At 72.1% G+C, this 21,327-nt stretch carries 18 protein-coding genes; 14 read left to right on the top strand and 4 right to left on the bottom strand.

All coding sequences use genetic code 11. The features are described from left to right. Positions 1–362 precede the first annotated feature (362 nt). Complete coding sequence (gene groL / locus ABGA99_RS28400) at positions 363–1,985, top strand: chaperonin GroEL (RefSeq protein ID WP_101422708.1); 1,623 nt, start codon at positions 363–365, stop codon at positions 1,983–1,985. A gap of 171 nt (positions 1,986–2,156) precedes the next feature. On the opposite strand, the gene murQ is transcribed toward groL, so the two are convergent. Together murQ and ABGA99_RS28390 are read right to left on the bottom strand one after the other, a co-directional pair. Next, positions 2,157–3,092: an N-acetylmuramic acid 6-phosphate etherase gene (gene murQ, locus ABGA99_RS28395; protein ID WP_347575067.1), complete on the bottom strand. Its 936-nt coding sequence runs from the start codon at positions 3,090–3,092 to the stop codon at positions 2,157–2,159. Between the two features lie 598 nt (positions 3,093–3,690). Further along, positions 3,691–4,629 carry a MurR/RpiR family transcriptional regulator gene (locus tag ABGA99_RS28390; RefSeq protein WP_347575068.1) on the bottom strand — a complete coding sequence of 313 codons (939 nt, stop codon included), beginning with the start codon at positions 4,627–4,629 and terminating at the stop codon, positions 3,691–3,693. A 139-nt stretch (positions 4,630–4,768) separates the two neighbouring features. On the opposite strand from ABGA99_RS28390, the gene ABGA99_RS28385 reads away from it, so the two are divergent. The 3 genes from ABGA99_RS28385 to ABGA99_RS28375 all read left to right on the top strand — a co-directional run bounded on the left by ABGA99_RS28385 (position 4,769) and on the right by ABGA99_RS28375 (position 6,762). After that, a complete protein-coding gene (locus tag ABGA99_RS28385; RefSeq protein WP_347575069.1) occupies positions 4,769–5,146 on the top strand; it encodes a hypothetical protein in 378 nt (125 codons plus the stop codon). After that, a complete protein-coding gene (locus ABGA99_RS28380; protein WP_347575070.1) occupies positions 5,143–5,415 on the top strand; it encodes a DUF4031 domain-containing protein in 273 nt (90 codons plus the stop codon). Before ABGA99_RS28385 ends, ABGA99_RS28380 begins: the two co-directional genes overlap by 4 nt. A gap of 105 nt (positions 5,416–5,520) precedes the next feature. Continuing rightward, entirely contained in the window at positions 5,521–6,762 is a 1,242-nt protein-coding gene (locus ABGA99_RS28375; protein WP_347575071.1) for a Cmx/CmrA family chloramphenicol efflux MFS transporter, read from the top strand. Positions 6,763–6,843: 81 nt separating this feature from the next. Here the strand turns inward: ABGA99_RS28375 and ABGA99_RS28370 are convergent, their stop codons facing one another. Beyond that, complete coding sequence (locus tag ABGA99_RS28370; protein ID WP_347575072.1) at positions 6,844–7,539, bottom strand: hypothetical protein; 696 nt, start codon at positions 7,537–7,539, stop codon at positions 6,844–6,846. 27 nt (positions 7,540–7,566) lie between these two features. Between ABGA99_RS28370 and ABGA99_RS28365 the strand changes: the two genes are divergently transcribed. Next, positions 7,567–8,265, top strand: a complete 699-nt coding sequence (locus ABGA99_RS28365; protein ID WP_347575073.1) for a copper homeostasis protein CutC — start codon at positions 7,567–7,569, stop codon at positions 8,263–8,265. Positions 8,266–8,477: 212 nt separating this feature from the next. Here ABGA99_RS28365 and ABGA99_RS28360 read toward each other — a convergent pair whose 3' ends face one another. Next, positions 8,478–9,497, bottom strand: a complete 1,020-nt coding sequence (locus tag ABGA99_RS28360) for a LacI family DNA-binding transcriptional regulator (RefSeq protein WP_347575074.1) — start codon at positions 9,495–9,497, stop codon at positions 8,478–8,480. Positions 9,498–9,883: 386 nt separating this feature from the next. On the opposite strand from ABGA99_RS28360, the gene ABGA99_RS28355 reads away from it, so the two are divergent. From ABGA99_RS28355 to ABGA99_RS28315, 9 genes are all read left to right on the top strand, one after another. Next, positions 9,884–10,987, top strand: coding sequence for a glycoside hydrolase family 172 protein (locus ABGA99_RS28355; protein ID WP_347575075.1), 1,104 nt, complete (start codon positions 9,884–9,886; stop codon positions 10,985–10,987). A gap of 58 nt (positions 10,988–11,045) precedes the next feature. Then, the gene (locus tag ABGA99_RS28350; RefSeq protein WP_347575076.1) at positions 11,046–12,422 is read left to right on the top strand and encodes a sugar ABC transporter substrate-binding protein; all 1,377 of its coding nucleotides are present in this window, start codon (positions 11,046–11,048) and stop codon (positions 12,420–12,422) included. Continuing rightward, positions 12,419–13,384: a sugar ABC transporter permease gene (locus ABGA99_RS28345; RefSeq protein ID WP_347575077.1), complete on the top strand. Its 966-nt coding sequence runs from the start codon at positions 12,419–12,421 to the stop codon at positions 13,382–13,384. The genes ABGA99_RS28350 and ABGA99_RS28345 overlap by 4 nt, the downstream gene beginning before the upstream one ends. After that, a complete protein-coding gene (locus tag ABGA99_RS28340) occupies positions 13,374–14,246 on the top strand; it encodes a carbohydrate ABC transporter permease (RefSeq protein WP_347575078.1) in 873 nt (290 codons plus the stop codon). The genes ABGA99_RS28345 and ABGA99_RS28340 overlap by 11 nt, the downstream gene beginning before the upstream one ends. A gap of 86 nt (positions 14,247–14,332) precedes the next feature. After that, a complete protein-coding gene (locus ABGA99_RS28335; protein WP_347575079.1) occupies positions 14,333–15,751 on the top strand; it encodes an L-fucose/L-arabinose isomerase family protein in 1,419 nt (472 codons plus the stop codon). Between the two features lie 205 nt (positions 15,752–15,956). Next, complete coding sequence (locus ABGA99_RS28330) at positions 15,957–17,534, top strand: sugar ABC transporter ATP-binding protein (protein ID WP_347575080.1); 1,578 nt, start codon at positions 15,957–15,959, stop codon at positions 17,532–17,534. A 7-nt stretch (positions 17,535–17,541) separates the two neighbouring features. Further along, positions 17,542–18,726: an ABC transporter permease gene (locus ABGA99_RS28325; protein WP_347583717.1), complete on the top strand. Its 1,185-nt coding sequence runs from the start codon at positions 17,542–17,544 to the stop codon at positions 18,724–18,726. After that, a complete protein-coding gene (locus ABGA99_RS28320; protein ID WP_347575082.1) occupies positions 18,723–19,772 on the top strand; it encodes a substrate-binding domain-containing protein in 1,050 nt (349 codons plus the stop codon). Before ABGA99_RS28325 ends, ABGA99_RS28320 begins: the two co-directional genes overlap by 4 nt. Before the next feature lie 5 nt (positions 19,773–19,777). Next, entirely contained in the window at positions 19,778–21,280 is a 1,503-nt protein-coding gene (locus tag ABGA99_RS28315) for an FGGY-family carbohydrate kinase (protein ID WP_347583716.1), read from the top strand. Positions 21,281–21,327: the final 47 nt, after the last annotated feature.

The following is a 21,327-nucleotide window of genomic DNA, read 5'->3' as shown; positions in this document are numbered from 1 at the left end:
ACCCCCCGGGGTGCGGGCCCTCTGCTGTCCGCCTCCCCTGTCCGCACCTCCCCGGTCCGCCCCCTGTCCGCACCTCCCCGGTCCGCGCCTCGCTGTCCGTGCCTCCTCCCGCCGCCTGTTGCGTGATGTGCCGCGGTCCGGTTCCGCTCTGCGCAAGAGAAGCCTCTACCCGCTTGCACTCGCAGGGGGCGAGTGCTAATCATTGGCGTTAGCACTCTCCCCGTGAGAGTGACAGCACGGGACCGGTTCGGTGAGGTCCGCAGGCCGGGTGGGAGGGAACCACGCGGGTCGCGGGCCGTCCGTCGCGGGCGCCAGCGCGGTCCGGACACAGACGATGCCCCTGTCCGGGAGGACTCAACACAATGGCCAAGACCATCGCGTTCGACGAGGAGGCGCGGCGCGGCCTCGAGCGCGGCATGAACCAGCTCGCCGACGCCGTCCGCGTCACCCTCGGCCCCAAGGGCCGGAACGTCGTCCTTGAGAAGAAGTGGGGCGCCCCCACGATCACGAACGACGGTGTCTCCATCGCCAAGGAGATCGAGCTCGAGGACCCGTACGAGAAGATCGGCGCCGAGCTGGTCAAGGAGGTCGCGAAGAAGACGGACGACGTCGCCGGTGACGGCACGACGACCGCGACCGTCCTGGCCCAGGCCCTGGTCAAGGAGGGCCTGCGCAACGTGGCCGCCGGCGCCAACCCGATGGCGCTGAAGCGCGGCATCGAGAAGGCCACCGAGGCCGTCTCCGCCGCCCTGCTGGAGCAGGCCAAGGACGTGGAGACCAAGGAGCAGATCGCCTCCACCGCCTCCATCTCCGCCGGCGACACCCAGATCGGCGAGCTGATCGCCGAGGCCATGGACAAGGTCGGCAAGGAAGGCGTCATCACCGTCGAGGAGTCGCAGACCTTCGGGCTGGAGCTTGAGCTCACCGAGGGCATGCGCTTCGACAAGGGCTACATCTCCGCCTACTTCGCCACCGACATGGAGCGCATGGAGGCGGAGCTGGAGGACCCCTACATCCTCATCGCCAACTCCAAGATCAGCGCGGTCAAGGACCTGCTGCCGCTCCTGGAGAAGGTCATGCAGTCCGGCAAGCCGCTGCTGATCATCGCCGAGGACGTCGAGGGCGAGGCCCTGTCCACCCTCGTGGTGAACAAGATCCGCGGCACCTTCAAGTCCGTCGCCGTCAAGGCCCCGGGCTTCGGCGACCGCCGCAAGGCCATGCTCGGCGACATCGCCATCCTCACCGGTGGCCAGGTCATCTCCGAGGAGGTCGGCCTCAAGCTGGAGAGCGCGACCCTCGACCTGCTGGGCCGCGCCCGCAAGGTCGTCATCACCAAGGACGAGACCACCATCGTCGACGGGTCCGGCGACAGCGAGCAGGTCCAGGGCCGGGTCAACCAGATCCGGGCCGAGATCGACGCGAGCGACTCCGACTACGACCGCGAGAAGCTGCAGGAGCGGCTCGCCAAGCTGGCCGGCGGCGTGGCCGTCATCAAGGCCGGCGCCGCGACCGAGGTCGAGCTGAAGGAGCGCAAGCACCGCATCGAGGACGCCGTGCGCAACGCCAAGGCGGCCGTCGAGGAGGGCATCGTCGCCGGCGGCGGCGTGGCCCTGCTGCAGGCCGGCCACGTCTTCGAGAAGCTGGAGCTCCAGGGCGACGAGGCCACCGGCGCGTCCGCCGTGAAGCTGGCCCTGGAGGCCCCGCTGAAGCAGATCGCGGTCAACGCCGGCCTTGAGGGCGGCGTCGTGGTGGAGAAGGTGCGCAACCTGACCGCCGGTCACGGGCTCAACGCCGCCAGCGGTGAGTACGTCGACATGATCGCTGAGGGCATCCTCGACCCGGCCAAGGTGACCCGCTCCGCGCTGCAGAACGCGGCGTCGATCGCGGGCCTGTTCCTCACCACCGAGGCCGTCGTCGCCGACAAGCCGGAGAAGGAGAAGGCCGCGGCCGGGGGCGGTATGCCCGGCGGCGACATGGACTTCTGATCCCGCAGGGCGAAGTCCGTACGTCCGCTGCGTCTGCGGACGTACTGCGGACGGACTGACGAACCGAGGGCGGTACCCCGAAGGGGGTGCCGCCCTCGGGCGCGTCCGTACGCGGTCGCGGCGCGGAAGGAGGGGGTGCTGTCCAGCGCCCCCTGCCCGGCGCCGCCGGGGTCAGCTCACGTCGGTCGCGGACTTCAGGGCGACCCGCAGATGGCCGTGGGAGGCGTCGAGCAGGCGCTCCGCCGTGCTGCCGTCCACGCCGCCGAGGATGGTGAGGATCGCGTTCTTCACCTCGCCGTGGGTCTCGGCGAGGGCGGCCTCCACCTCCGCGTCGCCCGCGCCCGTCGCCAGCGCGACGATGCGCCGCGAACGGGCCTGCAGCTTCTCGTTGGAGGCGCGCACGTCGACCATCAGGTTCCCGTACGTCTTGCCCAGCCGGATCATCGTGATCGTCGACAGCATGTTGAGCACGAGCTTCTGCGCCGTGCCCGCCTTCAGCCGCGTCGAGCCCGCGATCAGCTCGGGGCCCACGACGACCTCGATGCCGTGCTGCGCCGCCGCGCCCAGGGGCGAACCGGCGTTGCAGGACAGCCCGATGGTCAGCGCCCCCCGGTCGCGCGCGAACGTCACACCGCCGACGGCGTACGGCGTGCGGCCGGAGGCGGAGATGCCGACGACCGTGTCGTCGGGCCCCAGGTCCGCCGCCGCCAGATCGGCCGCGGCGAGTTCCTTGCTGTCCTCCGCGCCCTCCGTGGAGGTGCGGAGCGCCACGTCCCCGCCGGCGATCATGCCGACGACCTGCGAGGGGTCCGTGTTGAACGTCGGTGGGCACTCGCTGGCGTCCAGCACCCCGAGCCGGCCCGCGGTGCCGGCGCCCAGATAGAACAGCCGGCCGCCGCGGGCCATGCGCTCGGCGGTGGCGTCGATGGCGGCGGCGATCTGCGGCAGTTGCGAGGCGACAGCGCCCGGAACCCCGCTGTCCTCCTCGTTCATGATTCTGGCGATCTCCAGGCTGGAGAGACGGTCGATCTCTGCCAGCTCGGGGCGGAACGCCTCGGTGGTCAGGTTTTCCAGCTCCCGGCGGATGTCTGCTGAGGGAGAGGGCATGTCGGAGCGGCTCTTTCCATACGGTGCGCGGCGCGCGGTGGGCGGTGCGCATACGCGGAGGTGGGTCGGTCACGGCGGCTTGCGTGGTGCGGGCGCCGGCGATCGGACTGCCGCCACGGGCGTCCGGCGCGCGGAGCGCGTCCGGCCACCGGGCGGTGCCGGCGTCGTACGGCGGTGCGGTGGGGCGCCGGCCCTCGGACACCCGTGGGGACGTCGTCGGGCAGGCCGGTGCGGGGGGTCGTGCCTGGGATGGTGCGGGGTGGTGCGTCGTCGCGGGCGGGTGAGGCTCGCGAGTGGTGCGTGAGCGGTATGCGGCGCATGAGCGGTAACCGTGGTGTGAGAGGTGCGTGCCGCACGAGCGGTGCTGGGCACGGGAGCGCTGTTCGGTAGGGGGCGTGCGTGGCGCGGGAGCAGTGCGCGGTGCGGGTGGTGCGGTTGACGCATCCGGCGCGCGGGACGGGTCCCGTACGCCCGGCACATCCGACAGATCCGACTCGTCCGCGGCCTCCGGGGCGGCCGGTGCCGTCGGAGGGGTCCGCACCTGGACGGAGGGCGGGTCGCCGGTACATCGGTCGTCGTCGGAAGTCGCCGGGCGGCGTCAGGACCGCGGGCGCAGCGGGCTGTGCCGGTGGGCCAGCGCCTCGTACGAGGCGGCGAGCGCCGGGGCGGCACGCTCGTACGTCCGCTGGGCCACGCCTATGAACAGGCAGTCCACCACCAGCAGTTGGCCGGTCCGGCTGGACATGGCCGCCGGCCGCAGCTCGCTCTCGCGACCCGTGGACGTGGTGAGTATGTGATCGGCGTAGGACGCGACGGGGCCGTCCGGACGGCCGGTGATCGCCACCGTCGTCGCCCCGTGGTCGAAGGCGACCCGAAGCGGCTCTATGACGTCGACCGTGCGGCCCGAGTGCGTGATCGCGATGGCCACGTCACCCGCGCGCAGTTGGACGGCGTTGGTCACGGCCAGGTGCGGGTCGGGCGAGGCGTGCGCCACGACGCCGATCCGCAGGAGCTTCTGGACCAGGTCCTGGCCCACGAGGTTGGAGGCACCGATGCCGTAGACGTCGATGCGCCGGGCGGTGGCCATGGCGGCGATCGCCGCCTCCAACTGCACGGGGTCGAGCCCGGCCGCGGTGTCCGCGAGGGCCTGCTGCTCGTCCCGCGCGAGCTTGGCGATGACATCGGCCGTCGAATCGTCCACCGCTATGTCCGCGGTGACCGACGGCGCCCGCCCGGCCTCCTGCTGGGCTGCGGCGGCGGCGAGGGCCAGCCGGAGGTCGCGATACCCGGGATAGCCGAGCAGCCGCGCCGTCCGCACGACGGTGGCCTCCGACGTGCCGGTGCGCTCCGCGAGGCCGGTGACGGTGAGCGCGGCACAGCCGGCCGGGTCCCCGGCGACGGCCTCGGCGACGCGCTGCATGGAGCGCGTCATGGACGGCGCGACCGTGCGCACCTTGGCCGCGAGGGCGGCGGGCGCGGGCGGCGCAGGCCCGGTCGGGGTGTCGGGACTGAAAGTTTCCTTCACGCTGTAGCTCACACCCGAAAGATATTTTCGCGACGGAGGGCGAGTCAACCCCCCGCGTCGGCCCTGTGGAAAACCTCGATCCGGGGTCGTGAGCCGGGTGGCGCGGCCGCGGACCCGGCCGCGCAGGCGCCGGTTGCGGGAGAATGGATGTATGGAGCACCAAGGGCTGGAACAGGCGCTGCACCGGGCCCGCGCGCTGATCCTCGCCGACCTCAGCGCCGCCGACGTGGCCGAACCCGACGTGGTCACCTTCGTCGAGGACGCGGTGGTCCACCGCCGCTGGTGGGTGGAGCAGTGGCCCGAGGGCGTGGCGTACCTGGACGGCCTGGTGGCCCAGGACGTCCAGGACGCGCTGCTGGAGAAGTACGGCAGATGGCCGCTGTGTCCCGTCTGCGACGACGTCGACTCCGCGGGCCCGCACGCGCTGGACATCGAACCGGAGTTGGGCCCGGAGCCGCGGTGGGTGTGCGGCCGGACGGGCGCGGTGGTGGCCCCGGTGGGCAGCCTGGGCGGAGGCGGCCCGAGGTGACGATCTACGTGGACCCGCCGACGTGGCCCGGCCACGGGCGGATGTGGTCGCACCTGGTGAGCGACGAGTCGTACGAGGAACTGCACGCCTTCGCGGAGTCGATGGGGGTGCCGCGGAGGGCGTTCGACGGGGACCACTACGACATCCCGTCGACGCGGTACGGGGACGCGGTGAGCCGTGGGGCGGTGGAGGTGGGCTCGAAGGAACTGCTGCGGAGGCTGGTGGAGGGGGGTCTGCGACGCCGGGGGAGGAAGACGGGAGCGGGGTGAGTCCGTCCCCGCGGGTGCGGGGAGCGCTCTTTTCCACCTGCGGCTTTTCCCCGTACCGTAGCGATCGTAGGAATGTTCCCCTCTCGCCTTGGTGTTCCACTCGTCATGTCCCCGACCGCTCCCCGGGCCGGAGCCCGCCTGCCCGTCGCCGTGTACGTCCTCGGCGTCGCCGTCTTCGCCCTCGGGACGTCGGAGTTCATGCTCTCCGGGCTGCTCCCCGAGATAGCCGACGACCTCGACGTCTCCATACCTCGCGCCGGCCTCCTCATCTCCGCGTTCGCCGTCGGCATGGTCGTCGGCGCGCCGACCCTCGCCGCCGCCACCCTCCGCCTTCCCCGCCGCACCACCCTCGTCGGGCTGCTCGTCGTCTTCGGGGCCGGGCACATCGTGGGGGCCGTCTCCACCTCCTACGGCGTCCTCTTCGCCACCCGTATCGTCAGCGCCCTCGCCTGTGCCGGGTTCTGGGCCGTCGGTGCCGCCGTCGCCATCGCCACCGTCCCGACGGGGGCCCGCGCGCGGGCCATGGCGATCATGGTCGGCGGGCTCAGCGTCGCGAACGTCGCCGGGGTCCCCGGCGGGGCGCTGCTCGGGCAGCACTTCGGCTGGCGGTCCGCGTTCTGGGCCGTGACGCTGATGACCGCCGTCGCCCTCGTCGGGGTGGTGGCGCTCGTACCCGGCGGCACGCCCGACGACGCCGAGCCGCCGCGGCTGCGCGAGGAGCTGCGCATCTACCGCGACGGTCAGGTGTGGCTCGCCATGGCCACGATCGCACTCTTCGCGGGCGCGACGTTCTCCTTCTTCTCCTACCTCGCGCCCCTCCTCACCGACGTCGCCGGCCTCGGCGACGGCTGGGTGCCGACCGTGCTCGCGCTCTTCGGCGCCGGGGCCTTCCTCGGCACGCTCGTCGGCGGGCGGATGGCGGACCGGTACCGGTTCGGCACCATGTACGTCGGGCTGTCCGCGACCGCCGCCGTGCTGGTGGCGTGCGCACTGCTCGCCGAGTACCCGGTGGCGATCGTGACCCTCTCGATCCTCCTCGGCGCCACGGCCTTCACCACCGCGCCCGCGCTCAACGCCCGGATCTTCGACGTCGCCGGCGCCGCACAGGGCCTCGCCGGCGCGACCGCCACGTCCTCGTTCAACATCGGCAACACCGTCGGCCCGTGGCTCGGCGGCCTCGTCATCAGCGCGGGCCTCGGGTACGCCGCCACCGCGTGGACCGGTGCCGTGCTGGCGGTGGGCGCGGTGGCGATGACGGTGGTGGCCGGCCGGTCGGCGGCCCGGCGTACGAGGCTGGTGGCGTGCGGCAAGCCGGCGGCGGAAGACGCGGTGAAGGCGACCGGGTAAGCCGGGACGGGCGCGGCTGTCACCCACCGCCTGGACCCCTACCCGACCCATGCCTTCGACCGGCTGGACACCGGCGGGCCCCTACGCCCCCAGCAGCTCCAGCTCCGTCCCCACGTTGTGCCGTGCCGCCGCCTCCCAGCGCGTGTGCCCCGTCTCCGTACGGAACAGCCGTGGCAGCAACAGCAGTTGTCGTAGGACCGCCGCCCGCCCCTCGCGGAAGGCGTCGTCCGGGACGAAGGCGTACTCCTCCCGTACCGCCGCCGCATATGCCGCGTACGCCGTCGGCGTACCCGCCAGCACCGCGAGGTCCGCGTCGCACAGCACCTCGCCGTCGCGGTCCCCGGCCCCCGGGTCGTGGGTCACCGTGAGCCGTACGAGCCGAGCCACCTCCGCCACGCGCTCGTCCCCAACTCCCGCCTCGGCCAGGGCTACTTGCGCGAGTCGCGCACTGCGTTCCTCGTTCTCGCTGCGCTCCGGCCGGTAGACGGCGTCGTGGAACCAGGCCGCCAGGCGTACGGCGTCGGGGTCGTCGGCGTGGTCGGCCAGCTCGTCGATGCGGTCGAGGACGGCGGCCAGATGTGCCGCAGTGTGGTAGCGCCGCTGGGGCTCACCCCACCGTTCCAGCAGGTTCCTTCCGTACGGTACGGGGTCGGGGGCTGCGGCGCCGGAGCGGCAGCGGGTGAGGAGGGCGGTCCAGCGGTCGAGGAGGGCCGGGTCGCCGGGCTCGGGCACCGATGTTGCAGGCTGGTTGTCTCCGGGGGCGGGCATGGTCACCATTCTGCGCGATATGGCAGGCTGTGCTTCATGTCTAGACCAATGCTGCTTGAGGTCATCGCCCTGAACGCCGCCGACGCCGCCGCCGCCGAGGCGGGCGGCGCCGACCGTCTGGAGTTGGTCACGGACATGGCCGCCGACGGGCTCACCCCGTCGCGCGAGACCGTCGCCGCCGTACGGGCCGCGGTGGAGATCCCCGTACGCGTCATGCTCCGCGCCGAGGACGGGTTCGCGGCCGGTGACGTGGAGGCCCTGGCGGCGCGGGCGCGGGCGCTGCGCACCGAGGGGGCGGAGGAGTTCGTCCTCGGGTTCCTGGACGAGGCGGGCGGACCGGATCTGGCGACGGTCGGACGGCTGCTGGCGGCGGTGGGGGACGGGTGCCGGTGGACGTTCCACCGGGCGATCGACCGGGCGGCGGACCGGGACACGCTGCGCAAGCAGCTCGCGGGCCTGCCGGGGCTGGACACGTACCTGACGGCGGGCTCGGCGAAGGGCGTCGCGGACGGCCTGGCGGTGCTGGTCGACGAGGCCGCCCGCGCGACCGCAGGACAACCCGGCTACGAGGCCCGCATCATGGCGGGCGGCGGCCTCACCACGTCCCACGTGCCCCGCCTCCGCGCGGCCGGCCTGGACGCCTTCCACGTCGGCGGCGCGGTCCGCCCGGCGGGCTGGTCGGGCCCGGTGTCGCCGGAGTCGGTGGCGGAGTGGCGGAGCCTGCTGGACACGTAGGCGCTCCGCGGGAAGCGGGCCCGAGAACCCGGGCTCGGCGGCGGGGCGTGGCCGGGTGGGTGAGCCCGAGGGGCCGGGCTCCTGCTGCGGGGAGAGCCGCGCCCCGTGCGCCCGTACGTACGCCCCGGGGGCGTGCCGCCCGCGGCCCCCGTGGGCGGGCTGCTGTCAGAGGGGCGGCCTACCCTGGGGCGGGTGCAGAGGGGGAGACCGTTCTACGCCCCCGCCCCCGGGCCCGACGTCGACTCCCTCACCTGCAGCGCCGTCCGCAGCACCACCGTCTGCAGCGGCCGCTCCGTCCCCGCGATCCGCTCCTGCAGCAGCCCCGCCGCCGTCCACCCCAGGTCGTACGACGGCAACTGCACCGTCGACAGCGGCGGGCGGACCAGCGACGCCCACGGGACGTCGCCGAACGACAGGACCCCCGTCCGCGGCGGCTCCGTGCCCGCCTCCCTGAGGGCCTGCAACGCGCCCACCGTCATCAGGTTGTTCGCCACGAACACCGCATCCGGCGGCGACGGCAGCGCCAGCAGGTCGCGCATCGCGGCCCGGCCGCCCTCGACCCGGAAGTCGGCGTGCCGGACGTACTCCGGCGGCAGCGTGCCCCCGTCCGTCTCCCGCAGGTGGTCGCGCATCACCGCGCGGTAGCCCGCCAGCCGGTCGTCGGAGGTGGACGCGCCCTCCGGGCCCGCGATGCACGCGATCCGGTGGTAGCCGCTGCGCAGCAGGTGCGCGGTGGCCTCCTCGCCGCCGTGCTGGTTGTCGACCATCACCGCGTCCACGGACGCGCCCCGCGGCCGCCGGTCCACCGCGACCACCGGCATCCCGCGGCCCTCCAGCACCGACAGGTCCGTCCGGTTCCGCGATGCCGCGGCCACGATCACGCCCGCCATCTGCTCGGCCGCCGCGATCTCCAGATAGCGCCGTTCCTTGTCCACGTCCTCGTCGGTGTTGCACAGCACCACCGACAGGTTCGTCTGCTGCGCCGCGTCCTCCACCCCGCGCGCGAGCGACGTGAAGAAGGGGTTCTCGATGTCCGGGATGATCAGTCCGATGACGCTCGCCCGCTGCATCCGCAGCGACCGCGCCACACGGTTCGGCGAGAAGCCCAGCTCCGCCGCGGTCTTGCGGACGCGCTCGGCGCGTTCGGCGGTGACCCGGCCTCCGTTGAAGACCCGGGAGACAGTGGCCGGAGAGACCCCCGCGGCGCGCGCCACATCGTTGATGGTCGTCACTTTGTCCGCTACCTGAACCTCTCACGCAGGCGCGGGAGTCGGCCGCGCGTCCGGTGCCCTGCCGCCCATTCTCCGCCAGTCCGGGGCCCGGCCGGGCCGCGTCGGGGTATCGGATACGCGCATCCGGCGGTCCCGCGATGCGGCCCGCGGCGCGGTCCCGGCATCCGGTCGGGTACGTGGACGGGTCGGCGCGGACGGTGTTTTCCGCGGTCTCGTACGGACCTCTTGACACCGTCTTGCGTGAACTCTACGTTCGCGTGAAATGGATTTCAAGGGATTTCCGGTGGGGCCGCCTCACATCATCGGGTCCCGCTCAGTTGCTGCGCGCGCACTTGGGATGACCCCTCGCCACCCCTGTACGAAAACGATTTCACAACGGAGCGTCCATGAGCACCACGTTCGGCCTGGATGACCTCGCCCGTACGACCCCCGCCGTCACCCGCTCGATCAGCGCCGAGAACCCCACCGGCGCCAAGGGCGCCGGCGGTGCCGCCACCGAGGGCACCGGCGCCCGGGCCGCGAGCCGGCTCGGCCGGGGGTGGAAGATCTCCCCGAGCATCGACATCGCCCCCGGCGAGACGGCCGTGCTCGCCGACGTCGACGGGCCGGGCACCATACGCCACCTCTGGTGCACCACCGCCCCGCACGCCGCCTGGCGGCAGACCCTGCTGCGCGTCTACTGGGACGGAGCCGAAACCCCCGCCGTCGAGGTGCCGCTCGGCGACTTCTTCTGCAACGGCTGGAGCGTCTTCAGCCCGGTCTCCTCGGTGCCCGTCACCGTCGCCCCCAACGGCGGCTTCAACGCCTACTGGCCGATGCCCTTCCGCCGCAGCGCCCGCGTCACGCTGGAGAACCTCGCCCCCGAGCAGATGACGCTCTACTACCAGATCGACTACGAGCTGGCCGACGTCCCCGCCGACGCCTCCTACTTCCACGCCCAGTGGCGCCGCAGCAACCCCGTCGACGAGTCCTCCGTCCACACCCTCCTCGACGGCGTCACCGGAGCCGGCCAGTACGTCGGCACCTACCTCGCCTGGGGCACCAACAGCCCCGGCTGGTGGGGCGAGGGCGAGCTGAAGTTCTACCTCGACGGCGACGAGGACTGGCCCACCATCTGCGGCACCGGCACCGAGGACTACTTCGGCGGCGCCTGGAACTTCGACGTCAAACCGCACGGCTACACCGCCTACACCACGCCCTATCTGGGCCTGAACCAGATTTTGCGGCCCGACGGCCTCTACGCCAGCCAGCAGCGGTTCGGGATGTACCGCTGGCACGTCCTGGACCCCGTCCGCTTCCACGAGGACCTCCGCGTGACCGTGCAGTGCCTCGGCATCGGCGCCGGCCAGGGCAACGGCCTCAAGCACCGCTACCGCAAGAACCGCGACGACATCGCCTCGACCTCCCTGTTCTACCTGGCCGCGCCGTCGAGCGCAGCCCTCCCGGCCACCCCCGGACTGCTCGACCTGGAAGTCGACGCCCCCGACTGAGCCCGTACGAGCCCCCGCGCTCCCGACCCAGCACCCACCCGACAGACAGGGGCACGACATGCTCCAGCACGGCAACGGCGCCGTACCCGCCCGCGGCGCTCCCTCGCGCCGCCGCTTCCTCGGCGGCACGGCGGGCGCCGCCGCCGCGGCGACGGCCGCCGCGACCCCGCTGCTCAGCGCTTGCGGCGGATCCGCGAGCGCCGGCGGCGGCACGCTGAAGTTCTGGCACTTCTACGACCCGAAGGCGTCCGACCCCGCGATGGTCGCCCAGTCGAAGTGGTTCGACCGGCTCATCAAGGACTGGAACGACACCCACGACGTCAAGATCGAGCCGTACTTCGTCCCCGGCGTCAGCTACCAGGGCTCGAAGATGGTCACCGCCTTCGCCGCCGGCGCCGGACCCGACATCTTCCTGCTCAGCCCCGGCGACTTCACCCGCTACTACAACGGCGGCATCCTCGCCGACCTCACCCCGCACCTCGACGACGGCGTGGTCGAGGACTACGGCACGAGCCTCACCAGCCGCACCGTCGACGGCAAGGTCTACGCCCTGCCCATGGAGGTCGAGCCGCTGGCGATGTTCTACAACGTCCCCGTCTGGGAGAAGGCCGGCCTCTCCGAGGCGGACATCCCCACGACCTGGGACCAGCTGCTCGACGCCGGCGACAAGATCCGCAGCAGGACCGGCGCCGCCGGCCTCGTCTTCCACACCGACCCCGGCTACTACCAGAACTTCACCTGGTACTGCTGGATGTGGCAGGGCGGCGGCGAGGTCGTCGACAAGGCAGGCAACGTCGCCTTCGACTCCCAGGGCGCCCGCCAGGCCCTCGCGCTCTGGCAGGACGCCGTCGAGGCGGGCATCGCGCCCCGTACGCTCCCCGCCGCCGACGACCGCATCACCGCCTTCACCTCCGACCTCGCCGGCATGTGGCAGATCGGCATCTGGGAGGTCCAGGCGTTCAAGGCGGGCGCGCCCAAGCACGAGTACGGGGTCTTCAAGCTGCCCGTACCGCCCGGCGGCGAGTACACCACGACCCTCGGCGGCTGGTCGTTCTGCGCCAGCACCCAGGGCGCCGACCCCGAGGCCGCCGCCGAGTTCTGCGGCTGGGCCCTCGGCGGGATGTCGGACGAGTCCATCGACCGCACCGTCGAGTGGTGTACGGGCGTGAAGTCCGACATCTCCCCCCGCACCTCCGCCCTGGAGCGCGGCGCCAAGCGCGGCGGCTACGACTCCTGGGCGATGAAGACGTTCAAGGAGGACGTCTTCCCCGGCGGCCGGGCCGAGCCCCGCTATCCGCCGATCGTCTACAAGGCGATCTCCGACGCCATCCAGGCGACCATGCTCGCCGGCAAGGGCGTGGACGGCGAGGCCGACCGGGCCGCCCAGACCATCGACGCCTTCTTGAAGAGCTACCAGGGGGCGAGCCTGCTATGACGAGCATCGCCACACAGCGAGAGCGCGCCCCCGGCGCCGCCGCGAAGCGCGCCGCCGCCCCCGCGGGCCGCCGCCGGCTCGGCCGCAAGGGCCGTGAGCGGCTGGCCGCGACGTTGTTCCTGCTGCCCGACGGCCTCGGCCTGGGCCTCTTCGTCGTCCTGCCGATGCTGCTGTCGTTCGTGCTGAGCTTCTTCCAGGTCTCGGGCTTCGGCTCGTACGAATGGATAGGCGTCGGCAACTACGAGCGGATGTTCAACGACCCGTACTTCTGGTCCTCGATGTGGGTCACCACGAAGTACGTCGTCATCCTCGTGCCGACGCTGTTCGTGGTCAGCCTCAGCCTGGGCGTGCTGATGAAGCAGATGCTGCCCGGCATGTCGGTCTACCGCACCGCGCTCTTCCTGCCCCACATGCTGAGCCTGGTCGTCGTCGGCCTGCTGTGGAAGTTCATGCTCGACGACCAGACCGGCGTGGTGAACAAGGCCGGCGGCGAGCTGGGCGTGGGCGCCCGCTCCTGGCTCGGCGATCCCGGCCTCGCGCTGTACGCGGTGATCGCGGTCACGGTCTGGTACTACATGGGCTACTACATGATTATTTTCCTGGCGGGTCTCCACGAGATCCCCCGGGAGCTGTACGAGGCCGCGAAGATCGACGGCGCCGGACCCTGGACCTCGTTCCGGCAGATCACCTGGCCGCTGCTGAAGCCCACCAGCTTCTTCGTCCTCATCGTCAGCACGGTCGCCGCGATCACCGGCACCTTCGACCTCATCTTCGTGCTGACCGACGGCGGTCCCGCCAACGGCACCGCCGTGGCGATGTTCTACATCTACCAACAGGCGTTCGTCTTCGGCGAGTACGGCTACGCCGCGGCCCTGGGCTCCTTCCTCGTCGTGGTGATGGTCGCCCTGTCCTGGCTGATCTTCAAGGCGACCAAGGGCGGGAGGTTCGACGATGAGCAGTGACACCCTGGCCGGCGGCACCACCGCCGCCCGCCCCACCCCGCTGCGCGGCCCCGGCCGCCGCCGCGCCCGCGCCGGGCTCACGGTGCTGGCCATCGTGCTGTCGGTGCTGAGCGTCTTCCCGGTCCTGTGGCTGATCACCTCGGCCTTCAAGCCGCGCGAGGCCGTCACCGACGGCAAGCTGCTCCCCGAGGACGTCACCTGGGAGAACTTCCGCTACGTCCTCACCGAAGTGGCCTTCGACCGCTGGCTGTGGAACAGCTTCTTCACCGCCGGGATCATCACGATCCTCGCGCTGTTCTTCCACTCCATGGCCGCCTACGCCCTCGCCCGCCTGCGCTTCCCCGGCCGCGACGGCATCTTCGTCGTCATCTTCTCCACGCTGCTGATCACCCCGCCGGTGATCCTCATCCCGCTGTTCATCGTCGTCCGCGAGATGGGCATGCTCGACAGCTACGCGGCCCTCATCATCCCGCCGCTCTTCAACGCCTTCGGCATCTTCCTGCTGCGGCAGTTCTACCTCGGCATCCCGCGGGAGCTGGAGGAGGCGGCGATCGCCGACGGCGCGGGCTACTGGCGGATCTACTGGAGCATCATCCTGCCGCTGTCCCGGCCCATCCTGGCCGCGCTGTCGGTGTTCTTCTTCCTCGCCAACTGGAACGCCTTCGCCTGGCCGCTGGTCGCCACCAGCAGCGAGAACCTGACCGTCACCCAGGTCGGCATCGCGTCCTTCACCACCCAGTACGGCTCGAACTGGAACTACATCCTCGCCGCCGCCGTGGTCGCGGTGATCCCGATGCTGATGCTCTTCCTCTTCTTCCAGCGCCAGATGGTCGAGTCCATCAAGACCTCCGGCCTCAAGTAACGCGCCGCCGCGCGCCCGTACGCGCGTACCGCCACCGCAGCACCGTCACCACGCATCACAACCGCACGCAATTGGAGGCCAGCCACATGGCACGCATCGGTCTGCTGTCCATCTCCGACGGCCGGGACTACGTCCAGCGGGACGTACGCGACCACGTCTCCCGCGCCGCGCGCGAGCTGGCCGCCATGCTCGCCGACGCCGGGCACGAGGTGATCACCGCGCCCGAGCACGTGGAGTCCAACGTCCTCGCCACCTCCCAGGCCCGCTGGCTCGCCGAGCGGCACGTGGACGTGACGATCTTCCACCACTCGGTGTGGACGTTCCCGCACTTCACCATGCTGGCCGCCGAGTCCACGCCGGGTCCGATCCTGATGGTCGCCAACCTCGACCCGCAGTACCCCGGCATGGTCGGCCTCCTCGCCGGCGCCGGCGGCCTGGACCAGATCGGCCGCGTGCACGCCCGCGCCTGGGGCGATCTGGCGGATCCCGCGGTACGGGACCGGATCCTCACCCACGTCCGCGCGGGCGCCGCGGTGCAGCAGTTGCGCGGCTCCACCTTCGGCCGGATCGGCGGCCGGCCCATGGGCATGTACACCGCCACCGCCAACACCGACCAGTGGATGAAGGTCTTCGGCGTCGACGTCGAGGAGATCGACCAGTGGGAGATCGTGCGGCGCAGCGAGAACGCCGACGCGGCGCGGGTGAAGAACGCCCGCACCTGGATCGAGCGGCACGCGGCCGGCGTGGAGTACGACGGCGACCGGCTCACCCCCGAGCTGCTGGAGCGGCAGATCCGCGCGTACTACGCGATGCGCGAGCTGATCGAGGAGTGGAACCTCGACTTCTCCGGCATCAAGGGCCAGCCGGAGCTGACCGCGAACTTCTGCACGATGGACGTCGCCGAGGCGTTCCTCAACGACCCGTACGACTGGGAGGGCCCGAAGGCGACCCACGTCACCTCCACCGAGGCGGACATGGACGCGGCGCTGACGATGCAGATGCTCAAGCTGCTCTCCGGCGACCCCGTGCTCTTCGCCGACGTACGGCACTACCACACCGACAAGCAGGTCTGGGACCTGTGCAACTCCGGCCAGCACGCCACCTGGTACGCGGCCCGCTCCGACGACCCCGCGGAGAACCTGCGGCACGTCAGCTTCCTGCCGGAGGTCTTCTACTTCCCGGCCGGCGGCGCGTCCGTCCAGCACCTGGCCGCCCCCGGACCGATGACCTTCGCCCGGCTCACGCGGCTGCGCGGCGAGTACCGGATGCACGTGATGCGCGGTGATCTGGAGCAGTACGACGCGGAGACCAACGAGCGCATGATGCGGGCCTCCACGTGGGAGTGGCCGCATGCCTTCGCCCGCCTGAACGCCACGGCGGAGGAGTTCCTGACCCGCTTCGGCAGCAATCACATCCACGCCGTCCCCGGCGACTACGTCGCCGACCTCCGCGCGGTCTGCGACCAACTGGGCATCGCCTACGACGGCTTCGGAGACGCGAGGTAGCCGCGGGCTCCGGCGGTGGGTCACTGCCCGTCCGCCTCCTGCCGGGTCCGACACCGGCGCTGCGGCAGGGGACCGGCCGCTTCGCGGCAATCCCGGCCGCGGCGTAGCCGCCGGGGCGGTCCCCGGCGCCGGACGCGACCGGCCCTGAGCGACCGGCCCATCGTCTCCAACCATCCCGACCAGCTACGGAAGGGGGTCACCCCGCATGTCCAGCGAAGCGAAACCGCTCCTCGCGATGCGCGGGATCGCCAAGTCCTTCCCCGGTGTGCGCGCCCTCAAGGGGGTCGAGCTGACCGTGCACGCCGGGGAGGTGGTCGCGCTCCTCGGGGAGAACGGCGCGGGCAAGTCGACGCTCATGAACGTCCTCGCCGGGGTCCACCCCGACTACGAGGGCGTCATCGAGCGCGACGGCGTGCCCGCCGCCATCCACTCGCCCAAGGACGCGCAGCGGCACGGCATCGGGATGATCCACCAGGAACTCAACCTCGTCCCCGAGCTGTCCGTCGCCGAGAACGTCTTCCTCGGCCGGGAGCTGCGCACCGCCCGCGGCACCGTCGACAAGAAGGCCCAGGAGGCCCGCGCCCGCGACCTGCTCGCGGGCCTGGGCCTGGCCGTGTCGCCGCGGCGGCCGGTCAAGCACTGCCGGCTCGCCGAGCAGCAGCTCATCGAGGTGGCGAAGGCCCTCAACCTCGACGTCCGGCTGCTCGTCATGGACGAGCCGACGTCGGCGCTCGCCGACGCCGAGGTACGCCGCCTCTTCGCCGTCATCCGCGACCTGACCGCCCGCGGCGTCGGCGTCGTCTACATCTCGCACCGCCTGGAGGAGCTGGAGGAGATCGCCGACGCCGTCACCGTGCTGCGCGACGGCGCGTACGTCGGCAGCCGCCGGACGGCCGAGACCACCCGGGCCGAGCTGGTCCGGCTCATGGTCGGCCGCCCCCTCGGCGAGCTGTTCCCGCGCCGCGCCGCGCAGCACCGCGGCGGCGAGGTGCGGCTCGCCGCCGAGGGGCTGACGTACGCCGCGCAGGACGGCGGCCCGTCGCTGTACGGCGTGGACGTGTCCGTACGGGCCGGGGAGATCGTCGGGCTCGCCGGGCTGATGGGCGCCGGGCGCAGCGAGGTGCTCCAGGCGCTCTTCGGCCACTACGGCACCCGGGCGCAGGGCCGGATCACCGTGGACGGCCGCCCGTACCGCCCGCGCAGCCCCGGCCACGCGATCCGCCGCGGCCTCGCGCTCGTCGCCGAGGACCGCAAGGGGCAGAGCCTCGTCACCGCCAACACCGTGCGGTTCAACGGCTCGCTCGCCGCCCTGGCCCGCTACCGCACCCCGTGGCGCACGGTGCACAAGCGCCGCGAGCGGGCCGCGGTCGCCGGGCAGATCGAGGCGCTGAAGGTGAAGACGCCCGGCCTGGAGACCGCCGTCCAGCACCTGTCCGGCGGCAACCAGCAGAAGGTCGTCCTCGCCAAGTGCCTGCTGACCAGGCCCGGCGTGCTGCTCATGGACGAGCCGACGCGCGGCATCGACGTCGGCGCCAAGGCCGAGATCCACCGGCTCATGGACGAACTGGCCGCGCAGGGCACCGCGATCCTCGCGGTCTCCTCCGAGCTGCCCGAGCTGATCGGCATGTGCGACCGGGTGCTGGTGCTCTGCGAGGGCCGGCTGACCGGCGAGTTCCACCGCGATCCGGCGCGCGGGCCGCAGGCCGGCCAGGAGGCCATCCTCACCGCGGCGATGGCGCGCGAGACCGTCACCACCCACCACCTTCGAGGGACGCGGAGCTGACGCGGAGATGACCAAGACCCAGCCGGACGCGGCGACGGCCGGCGACGGACCGGACGGCGCCGTGTCGCGGGCCCGGCGGATCCTGCCGGTGCTCGGCTCGCTGCAGGCGTACATCGGCCTGATCCTCATCGTGGCCCTCGGCGTGATCACCAAGGGCGACGTCTTCCTCAACCAGACGAACCTGACCAACGCCGTGGGCGCGTTCGCCACCCGCGGCATCCTCGCGGTCGGCGTCACGCTCGTCATCCTGGCGGCGGGCATCGACCTGTCGGTCGGCTCGCTGATGGGCTTCGCCTCGATGTCCGCGGCCATCATGGTCGCGCACCACGACATGCCCGTCTGGCTGATCGTGCCCGCGTGCATGCTCATCGGCGCCGGCTTCGGCCTGGCCAACGGCATCGGCACCGCCTGGCTGAAGATCCAATCGTTTGTCATGACTCTGGCGATGATGTCGATCGCCAGAGGGCTCGACCGCAAGATGAGCGACAACGAGTCCGTCGGCACCCTCGTCGCCGGCCCGGACGGCGAACTCACCGAGAACTCCGCGTCGTTCCAGAAGCTCGGCACCCCCGACAACAACGTCCTCGAAGGCATCCTCGGCCCGGACGGCATCTACTTCCCCGTCCTCGCCTTCCTCATGGTCTGCGTCGTCTTCCACCTCCTGCTGTCCCGCACCACCTTCGGCCGGCACGTCTACGCCGTGGGCGGCAACCCCACCGCCGCCCGGCTCTCCGGCATCAACGTCACCTTCGTCATCATCGCCGTCTTCACCCTCTCCGGGATGCTCGCCGGCTTCGCGGGCCCCATCGACGCGGCGTACAGCGTCTCCGCCGACCCGCAGGCCGGCTACACCTACGAACTCGACGCCATCGCCGCCGCCGTCATCGGCGGCGCCTCGCTCGCCGGCGGCAAGGGCACGATCATCGGCACCTTCGTCGGCGCGCTGATCCTCACCCTGCTCGACAACGTCCTCGGCCTGAACGCCGTCGACGACAACTGGCAGTTGGTCATCAAGGGCTCGATCGTCGTCCTTGCGGTCGTGCTGCAACGCCCCGACCTGCTGCAGAGCATCAAGAACGGCATCGACAGGCTACGCGGCGGCCGGTCCCGGACGGGACCGGGCCGCACCCCCGCCACGCCCCGGGTCCCCGGCCAAGCCCCGGCCCCCGCCTCAGAGGAGTCGCCACGATGAGCAGCAGCCCGAGCCCCAGCAGCACGCGCCCCGGCACCACCGGCACCCGCATCCGCACCCGCCGCGCGCTGGCCGCCGCCACCGCCGTGCTCGCCGCCACCGCGCTGGCCGCCGGCTGCGCCTCCAAGACCGAGGAGGGCGGAGGCGGCGGCGAGAAGGGCGCCGGCGACGAGTTCGTCATCGGCTACTCGCAGGCCAACAACGCCGAGCCGTACCGCGCCCAGCTCAACAAGCAACTGGAGCACTACGTCAAGGACCACCCGAACCTCAAGCTCCTGCCGATCGCCGACGCCCAGCAGGACAACGCGCAGCAGGTCAGCCAGATCCAGCAGTTCGTCCAGCAGAAGGTCGACATCCTCATCGTCTCGCCGAACGAGCCCGCCCCCGTCACCCCCGCCGTCGAGCAGGCGTGCGCCGCCGGCATCCCCGTGATCATCCTGGACCGCACCGTCGACACCGAGTGCTACACCTCCTTCATCGGCGGCGACAACCGCGAGATCGGCAAGAAGGCCGGCGAAGCCGTCGTCCGCGAGCTGCCCGACGGCGGCAACGTGGCCGAGCTGCGCGGCCTGCTCTCCACCGAGCCGCAGAAGCAGCGCCACGACGGCTTCATGGAGGCCATCGGCGCGCATCCCGACATCAAGGTCGTCGAGGAGCGCGAGGGCAAGTGGCTGCAGCCCGAGGGCACGAAGATCATGCAGCAGTGGCTCGCCCGCGGCACCGACATCGACCTCGTCTACGCGCACAACGACCCCATGGCCATCGGCGCCCAGCAGGCGGCGAAGGCCGCCGGCAAGGACGAGATCACGTTCATCGGCATCGACGGACTCGCCATCCCGGACGGCGGCATCCGCGCGGTCCAGCAGGAGCGGATGGCGTACACCTACCTGTACCCGACCGGGGCCAAGGAGGCCGCGCAGACCGCGGCCGACATCGCCGCGGGCAAGAAGGTGGAGAAGAAGCAGACCCTCGGCACGGTGGAGATCACCAAGGCCAACGCCGAGGACGTCTACGCCGAGTACGACATGAACGGGAAGGTCGACTGACAACCATGGGGCTCCTCCTCGGCATCGACATCGGCACCTCGTCGTCCAAGGGCGTGCTCGTCCGCGGCGACGGCACGCTCGTCGCCCAGGCCGTACGCGAACACGCCACCGCCACCCCGCGGCCCGGGTGGGTCGAGCACGATGCCGAGGAGGTGTGGTGGGCGGACTTCACCGCGCTGGCCGCGGAGCTGACGGCCGCGGCCGGGCAGGCAGCCGCGGCGGGGGAGGGGATCGACGCCGTGGGCGTCAGCGGGATCGGGCCCTGCCTGCTGCCCGTCGACGCCGCCGGCACCCCGCTGCGGCCCGCGATCCTCTACGGGGTCGACACCCGGGCCGGCGCCGAGATCGAGGCGCAGACCGCCCGGTACGGCGCGGAGGCGGTCATCGCGCAGTGCGGCTCGCCGCTGACCAGCCAGGCCGTGGGGCCGAAGCTGGAGTGGCTGCGGAGGCACGAGCCGGAGGTGTACGCCCGTACCCGCCGCTGGTACATGGCCAGTTCGCTGCTGGCGCACCGGCTCACCGGCGCCTACGTCCTGGACCACCACTCCGCGAGCCAGTGCACGCCGCTGTACGACCTGCGCGAGCGGCGCTGGATCGCGGAGCGGTGCGAGGAGATCGCGCCGGGTCTTGAGTGGCCGGAACTGGTCTGGCCCGCCGATGTGGTCGGGGAGGTCACCCCGGCCGCCGCTGCCGCCACGGGCCTGCCCGCCGGGATCCCCGTGGTCGCCGGCACGGTCGACGCGTGGGCCGAGGCCACGGCGGTCGGCGCCACCGGCGCGGGGGACCTGATGCTGATGTACGGCACGACGATGTTCCTGGTCAACGTCGTCGAGCAGCCGGTCTCCAGTCCGAAGCTGTGGGGCACGGCGGGCGCCTTCGCCGGGACGTACTGCCTCGCCGCCGGGATGGCCACCTCCGGCGCCGTCACCGGCTGGCTGCGCGACCTCACCGGCTCCGACTACGCCACCCTCGTCGCCGAGGCCGCCGCCGTCCCGCCGGGTGCCGAAGGGCTGCTGATGCTCCCGTACTTCGCGGGCGAACGCACCCCGCTCTTCGACCCCGACGCCCGCGGCCTCGTCCACGGCCTCACCCTGCGCCACACCCGCGGCCACCTCTACCGCGCCGCGCTGGAGGCCACCGCGTACGGCGTCCGCCACAACCTCGCCGCGATGACGGAGGCCGGCGGCGCGCCGGCCCGCCTCGTCGCGGTCGGCGGCGGCGCGCGCGAGCTGTGGACGCAGATCGTCTCGGACGTCACCGGCAAGGAGCAGCAGATCCCCCGCCACCTCATCGGCGCCGCGTACGGGGACGCGTTCCTGGCGGCCGTCGGCGCGGGTACGGCGGCCCCGCAGGACATCGCCGCCTGGAACCCCGTCGAGTCGACGGTCACCCCCCACACCGCCGCGGGCGGCGTCTACGAAGACCTCTACGCCCACTACCTCGACCTCTACCCGGCGACGAAGGACGTCGCCCACGCGCTGGCCGCCCGCCAGCACGCGGACGCCTGACTCGACCGGAAGGCGGCCTTTATCACGCGTCTGTGACCGCATGGTTG

Origin of the sequence: Streptomyces sp. B5E4 (assembly GCF_039871555.1) — a bacterium.
Taxonomy (GTDB): domain Bacteria; phylum Actinomycetota; class Actinomycetes; order Streptomycetales; family Streptomycetaceae; genus Streptomyces.
This window is presented reverse-complemented; position numbering and strand designations above follow the sequence as displayed.

Excerpts from the sequence above, each read along its gene's own strand:
- groL (WP_101422708.1), top strand. The coding sequence starts at position 363 with ATGGCCAAGACCATCGCGTTCGACGAGGAGGCGCGGCGCGGCCTCGAG.
- murQ (WP_347575067.1), bottom strand. The coding sequence starts at position 3,092 with ATGCCCTCTCCCTCAGCAGACATCCGCCGGGAGCTGGAAAACCTGACC.
- ABGA99_RS28385 (WP_347575069.1), top strand. The coding sequence starts at position 4,769 with ATGGAGCACCAAGGGCTGGAACAGGCGCTGCACCGGGCCCGCGCGCTG.
- ABGA99_RS28375 (WP_347575071.1), top strand. The coding sequence starts at position 5,521 with ATGTCCCCGACCGCTCCCCGGGCCGGAGCCCGCCTGCCCGTCGCCGTG.
- ABGA99_RS28370 (WP_347575072.1), bottom strand. The coding sequence starts at position 7,539 with ATGGTGACCATGCCCGCCCCCGGAGACAACCAGCCTGCAACATCGGTG.
- ABGA99_RS28365 (WP_347575073.1), top strand. The coding sequence starts at position 7,567 with ATGTCTAGACCAATGCTGCTTGAGGTCATCGCCCTGAACGCCGCCGAC.
- ABGA99_RS28355 (WP_347575075.1), top strand. The coding sequence starts at position 9,884 with ATGAGCACCACGTTCGGCCTGGATGACCTCGCCCGTACGACCCCCGCC.
- ABGA99_RS28350 (WP_347575076.1), top strand. The coding sequence starts at position 11,046 with ATGCTCCAGCACGGCAACGGCGCCGTACCCGCCCGCGGCGCTCCCTCG.
- ABGA99_RS28345 (WP_347575077.1), top strand. The coding sequence starts at position 12,419 with ATGACGAGCATCGCCACACAGCGAGAGCGCGCCCCCGGCGCCGCCGCG.
- ABGA99_RS28340 (WP_347575078.1), top strand. The coding sequence starts at position 13,374 with ATGAGCAGTGACACCCTGGCCGGCGGCACCACCGCCGCCCGCCCCACC.
- ABGA99_RS28335 (WP_347575079.1), top strand. The coding sequence starts at position 14,333 with ATGGCACGCATCGGTCTGCTGTCCATCTCCGACGGCCGGGACTACGTC.
- ABGA99_RS28330 (WP_347575080.1), top strand. The coding sequence starts at position 15,957 with ATGTCCAGCGAAGCGAAACCGCTCCTCGCGATGCGCGGGATCGCCAAG.
- ABGA99_RS28325 (WP_347583717.1), top strand. The coding sequence starts at position 17,542 with ATGACCAAGACCCAGCCGGACGCGGCGACGGCCGGCGACGGACCGGAC.
- ABGA99_RS28320 (WP_347575082.1), top strand. The coding sequence starts at position 18,723 with ATGAGCAGCAGCCCGAGCCCCAGCAGCACGCGCCCCGGCACCACCGGC.
- ABGA99_RS28315 (WP_347583716.1), top strand. The coding sequence starts at position 19,778 with ATGGGGCTCCTCCTCGGCATCGACATCGGCACCTCGTCGTCCAAGGGC.